At 68.3% G+C, this 3,828-nt stretch carries 5 protein-coding genes; 3 read left to right on the top strand and 2 right to left on the bottom strand.

Annotated elements, in window-relative coordinates; genetic code table 11:
• Positions 1–115: 115 nt before the first annotated feature.
• On the bottom strand, positions 116–598 hold the full coding sequence (locus AC6RA4_RS23910; protein ID WP_500164573.1) for a GNAT family N-acetyltransferase: 483 nt from the start codon (positions 596–598) through the stop codon (positions 116–118).
• A gap of 98 nt (positions 599–696) precedes the next feature.
• Here AC6RA4_RS23910 and AC6RA4_RS23905 point away from each other — a divergent pair, with 98 nt between their 5' ends.
• Entirely contained in the window at positions 697–891 is a 195-nt protein-coding gene (locus tag AC6RA4_RS23905; protein ID WP_500164571.1) for a DUF6324 family protein, read from the top strand.
• 20 nt (positions 892–911) lie between these two features.
• Here the strand turns inward: AC6RA4_RS23905 and AC6RA4_RS23900 are convergent, their stop codons facing one another.
• Entirely contained in the window at positions 912–1,379 is a 468-nt protein-coding gene (locus AC6RA4_RS23900) for an MmcB family DNA repair protein (RefSeq protein WP_500164569.1), read from the bottom strand.
• Positions 1,380–1,489: 110 nt separating this feature from the next.
• Here AC6RA4_RS23900 and AC6RA4_RS23895 point away from each other — a divergent pair, with 110 nt between their 5' ends.
• Complete coding sequence (locus AC6RA4_RS23895; protein WP_500164567.1) at positions 1,490–2,887, top strand: hypothetical protein; 1,398 nt, start codon at positions 1,490–1,492, stop codon at positions 2,885–2,887.
• Positions 2,887–3,636 carry a COG3904 family protein gene (locus AC6RA4_RS23890; protein WP_500164565.1) on the top strand — a complete coding sequence of 250 codons (750 nt, stop codon included), beginning with the start codon at positions 2,887–2,889 and terminating at the stop codon, positions 3,634–3,636. The genes AC6RA4_RS23895 and AC6RA4_RS23890 overlap by 1 nt, the downstream gene beginning before the upstream one ends.
• Positions 3,637–3,828 lie beyond the last annotated feature (192 nt).

The raw sequence follows: 3,828 nt of genomic DNA, 5'->3' as shown, positions 1-3,828 counted from the left end.
GACCTCTTGATCCACAATCAAGCGCTCTAACCTACTGAGCTAAGGCGGCACGTTGGGGGGAGATACCGTCGGCTCCGGAGGATTGCAAGTCAAAATCCGGGGCTTCTTTCGGCGATCAGAGCGCGCGTTCCCAGACCTGCTCGATCAGCTCCTGACCGTAGTTGGTGATCGGTGTCGAGCGCGTGCAGGCAAAGCCGTTGCGGGCGTAAAGCGCGCAGGCCGCGCGGTGGCTCTCATGGGTGCCGAGCACCAGGCGGTCGTAGCCGTGATCGCGGGCGAAGCCCATGCAGGTCTCGAGCAGGCGGCGGCCCTGGCCACTGCCACGCGCCTCGGGCTCGAGCAGGAACAGGCGCAGCCGCGCGGTGCTGTCATCCTCTCGCACACAGAAGATGCTGCCAAGGCGGCGCGCGCCGTCGCGCAGGATCCAGGCGCGCTCGCAAGAAGGGTCGTGATCCGCCTCGAACACGGTCAGGATCTCGTCGACCAGCACCGGGAAGCTGGCGTCGAAGCCGTTCTCGGCGGCATAGAGCCGGCCATGGGCCTCGACCAGCCAGTCATGGTCGGCGGCGGTATAGGCGGTGATCCGGGGCGTGGTCATGGCGGCACGCTTCCACCGCACGGCTTGCAAATCAAGCCCGCCGGGGCTACTTCGCTTGAATGCCGCAGCCATCCGGGCGGCCAGACGAGGGCGAGGCCATGGGTATCAACACCGAACGCGACATCGAAGCCAACCTGCAGATCGGTCCGACGGATCAGGCCATGGTCCGGCTGTTCGTGGCCGCGGGCGAGTTCGAGATCCCGATGGATTTCGAACCCGAAGAGGCCGAGGAGATCGCGGAAGAGATCCGCGCGGCCGCCGCCGCCGCCCGCAAGATGAAGGGCCGCCGGTAAGCCTCTGAAAAGCGGCCGGTCTAGCCGACCCAGCCATCCAGCATCGCGCCGGGATCCCGCAGCGCCTGCAGCCGCCTTGCTGCATGGATCGCAAAGCGCCGGATGAGCGCGTTGCGCCGCGCGCCGGCAAGCTTGCTCTCCGGGCCCATGCGCAGGATCTCGGCATCATAGGCATCGGCGATGATCAGCCCGGTGCCCTCTGGCAGCAGGTCTGTCGGGAAGGCCTCGTCCACCGCCCAGAAATAACGGTCGCACCAGTCGAGATAGCCCTGCCACTTGCCGTCCGACATGAAATCGGCGCGGCTGCTCTTGCACTCGATCACCCAGATCTCGCCCTTCGGCCCCAGCGCCATCACGTCGACCCGCTTGCCGCGCTCGGGCACGAACTCCTCGACCACGGCAAAGCCATGCGCGCCCGAGAGGTGACGGCACACGCCGCGGGCCAGAAGCTGGCCGGGCATCAGGACGGGATCGGTCTGTAGGGTCATGACGCAAGTATGAACAATCCGTGAACAAAGGCAACCATCCGCCGCCTCACTCTTCCTTGAGCGCGGGAAGCCCCTAACTTGAGTGAAATGTGCTTTCGGGAGAGTTGCGGATGAGTGACCAGAGACTGGACGACGAGACCGGCATGCCCCGCCACCAGGCGCGGCGCGTGCGCCATGCCCGCGAATTGCAGGATCATCTGAACTGGCTCGACACCTTCTCCGGCACTGCGCTCGGCGTTCTGGCCGTGGCCTCGGGGATCTACACCTATCTCGGTGTCTCGTCGCTGCTCGACGACAATGGCGCGATGACGGTGTTTGCCGCCATCGCCTATTCGGTCGCCGTCTCGGTGGGGATCTTCGTGTTCTGGTCCTACCTGATGCGGCTGTTCCCGGCGGTCCGCACGGCGCGGGCGCGGATCGGTCTCTTGGGCGCGATGGGGCTCGGCAGCCTTGCCATCGTCGCCATGTCATCCTGGCTCAACGCCGCGGCGCTGGCGGGTTCGGCGGCGATCGAGCAGCACCTCGCCAAGACGGTGCAGGATTATCAGGCCTCGCTCGAGCGCACCCACGAGATCGCGCTCTCGGCGCAGGCGCTCGAGCGCGACGTGTCGCGGGTGCGGCAGAGCTTCGAGGATCTCTCCGAGCAGGAGGCGCAGGGCACGCTTTCCGGCCTCGCGGGCCGTGGTGCGGTGTTCCGGGTGCTGCGGCAGAAGGCGGCGGAGCTGTCGGCGCTCGAGACCCAGATCGCCGGGCAGACGCCTCTGGTGCAGCAGGCCTTCAGCGAGGGCAACGCGATCCTGTCGCGGATGCGGGCGCTGACGGTGGAGCCGGGCCCGGTCGAGGCGCGCTCGGTGGAGTTTTCCGAGGCGGCGGTGCAGTTGCAGGGGCTGATCGCGCAGCTGCGGCAGCTTTCGGTGGCGCCGCTGGTCGAACGCGCGGCGCAGGATCTGGCGGCCTCGGTGGTGCTGCCCGAGCTTGACGGCAGCACCGAGGAGATCCGCGGCAACCAGACCGCCACCATCGACTCCGTGCTCGAGGCGCTGGCCAGCCGCGCGGCGACGCTGGAGCAGGCGGCGCGCGAGGTCATGGCGATGACACCCGCGGCGGAGGTGACCTACACGCCGGTCTCGGCGGCAGACGCGGTGATCCTCTACGCGCGCAACTTCGTGCCCTCCTGGGCCGGCGCCATCGCCATCGACCTGCTGCCGGCGGTGCTGGTGCTGATCCTTGCGGTGACGCAGGCGGCGATCCGCGAGAACCGCGAGGATGCTGCGATCGAGGACACCATGACGCTGAGCGAGCTGCGTTCGGCGCTGGCGGCGCTGCGCGACGTGGAAACCGACATGGCGCGGATGCCCGAGGTGCGCAACAGCGCGCCCGAGGCCACCGAAGCGCCGCCCGAGAGCACCGCGCGTCCGCTTTCGGCACCGGAGCCCGAGGCAGCGCCCGAGCCGTCGACCCCGCGGCCCGATGCGGATGTCGCGCGGATTAAGGGCGCTGGCAGCTGATGCGGGGGATCACTGTTGGGCGGGTGCTGACCGGCATCCTCGCTTTCCAGATCACCATCGGGGCGTTTCTTGTCGTCGGCGACATGCGGGCCAACGGCTTTCGCCTGCCCAGCATGGCCCCCGCCGCGCCGCGTCTCTCCGAGCCGGTGCGCCCGGGCGACCAGCGCCGGGTCTTCGAGCCCTCGCGCCAGCGCCCGCCGCTCGATCCGGCGCGCGATGCGGGCGAGCTGCCCGAACGGCTCACGCTGACCGAGATCGGCACGGGCGGCGGATGGCGGCTCGAGGGCGCCATCGCGCCGGGCGACGGGGCGCGGCTGATCGGTCTGATCGAGGCGGCCGAGCCTGCGGTCGAGACGTTGGTGCTGCAAAGCCCCGGCGGCTCGGTGGGCGATGCGCTCGAGCTGGGCCGGCACCTGCGCGAGGCGGGCATCGGCACCAGGATGCTGCGTGGCGAGATCTGCTACTCGGCCTGTCCCTACCTGTTGGCGGGCGGCGCGACCCGCGAGATCGAGGAGGGCGCCTCGGTCGGCGTGCACCAGCATTACTTCGGCAAGAGCACGATCCTGCCGGCCTTCGTGGCGGTCGAGGATATCCAGCGCGGGCAGGGCGAGGTGATGATCTATCTCGAGCAGATGGGGATCGACCCGCTGGTGATGAGCCATGCGCTGACCACGCCGTCGGACGAGATCTACATCCTGCTGCCCGAGGAGCTGGAGCGTTACAATTTCGTGACGGCCGGCGAGGGCTGATTTCGCCGCAGGCCCTTGCCGAAACCACGTCGCGCGACTATCTCGCGGTCAGGCGGGTTCTGCCCTTCTCGTGCATGGTTGCATTCCGGTGGCCTTAAGCAATTCCGAGGGAGTTGGCTCTGTCCGGGCCCTGGTCCGGTTACCTGACGCCCACCTGTATATACAGGTCCTCGGGAATGAGATAACCCCACG

Source organism: Salipiger sp. (assembly GCF_059781815.1).
This window is presented reverse-complemented; position numbering and strand designations above follow the sequence as displayed.

Excerpts from the sequence above, each read along its gene's own strand:
- AC6RA4_RS23900 (WP_500164569.1), bottom strand. The coding sequence starts at position 1,379 with ATGACCCTACAGACCGATCCCGTCCTGATGCCCGGCCAGCTTCTGGCC.
- AC6RA4_RS23895 (WP_500164567.1), top strand. The coding sequence starts at position 1,490 with ATGAGTGACCAGAGACTGGACGACGAGACCGGCATGCCCCGCCACCAG.
- AC6RA4_RS23905 (WP_500164571.1), top strand. The coding sequence starts at position 697 with ATGGGTATCAACACCGAACGCGACATCGAAGCCAACCTGCAGATCGGT.
- AC6RA4_RS23910 (WP_500164573.1), bottom strand. The coding sequence starts at position 598 with ATGACCACGCCCCGGATCACCGCCTATACCGCCGCCGACCATGACTGG.
- AC6RA4_RS23890 (WP_500164565.1), top strand. The coding sequence starts at position 2,887 with ATGCGGGGGATCACTGTTGGGCGGGTGCTGACCGGCATCCTCGCTTTC.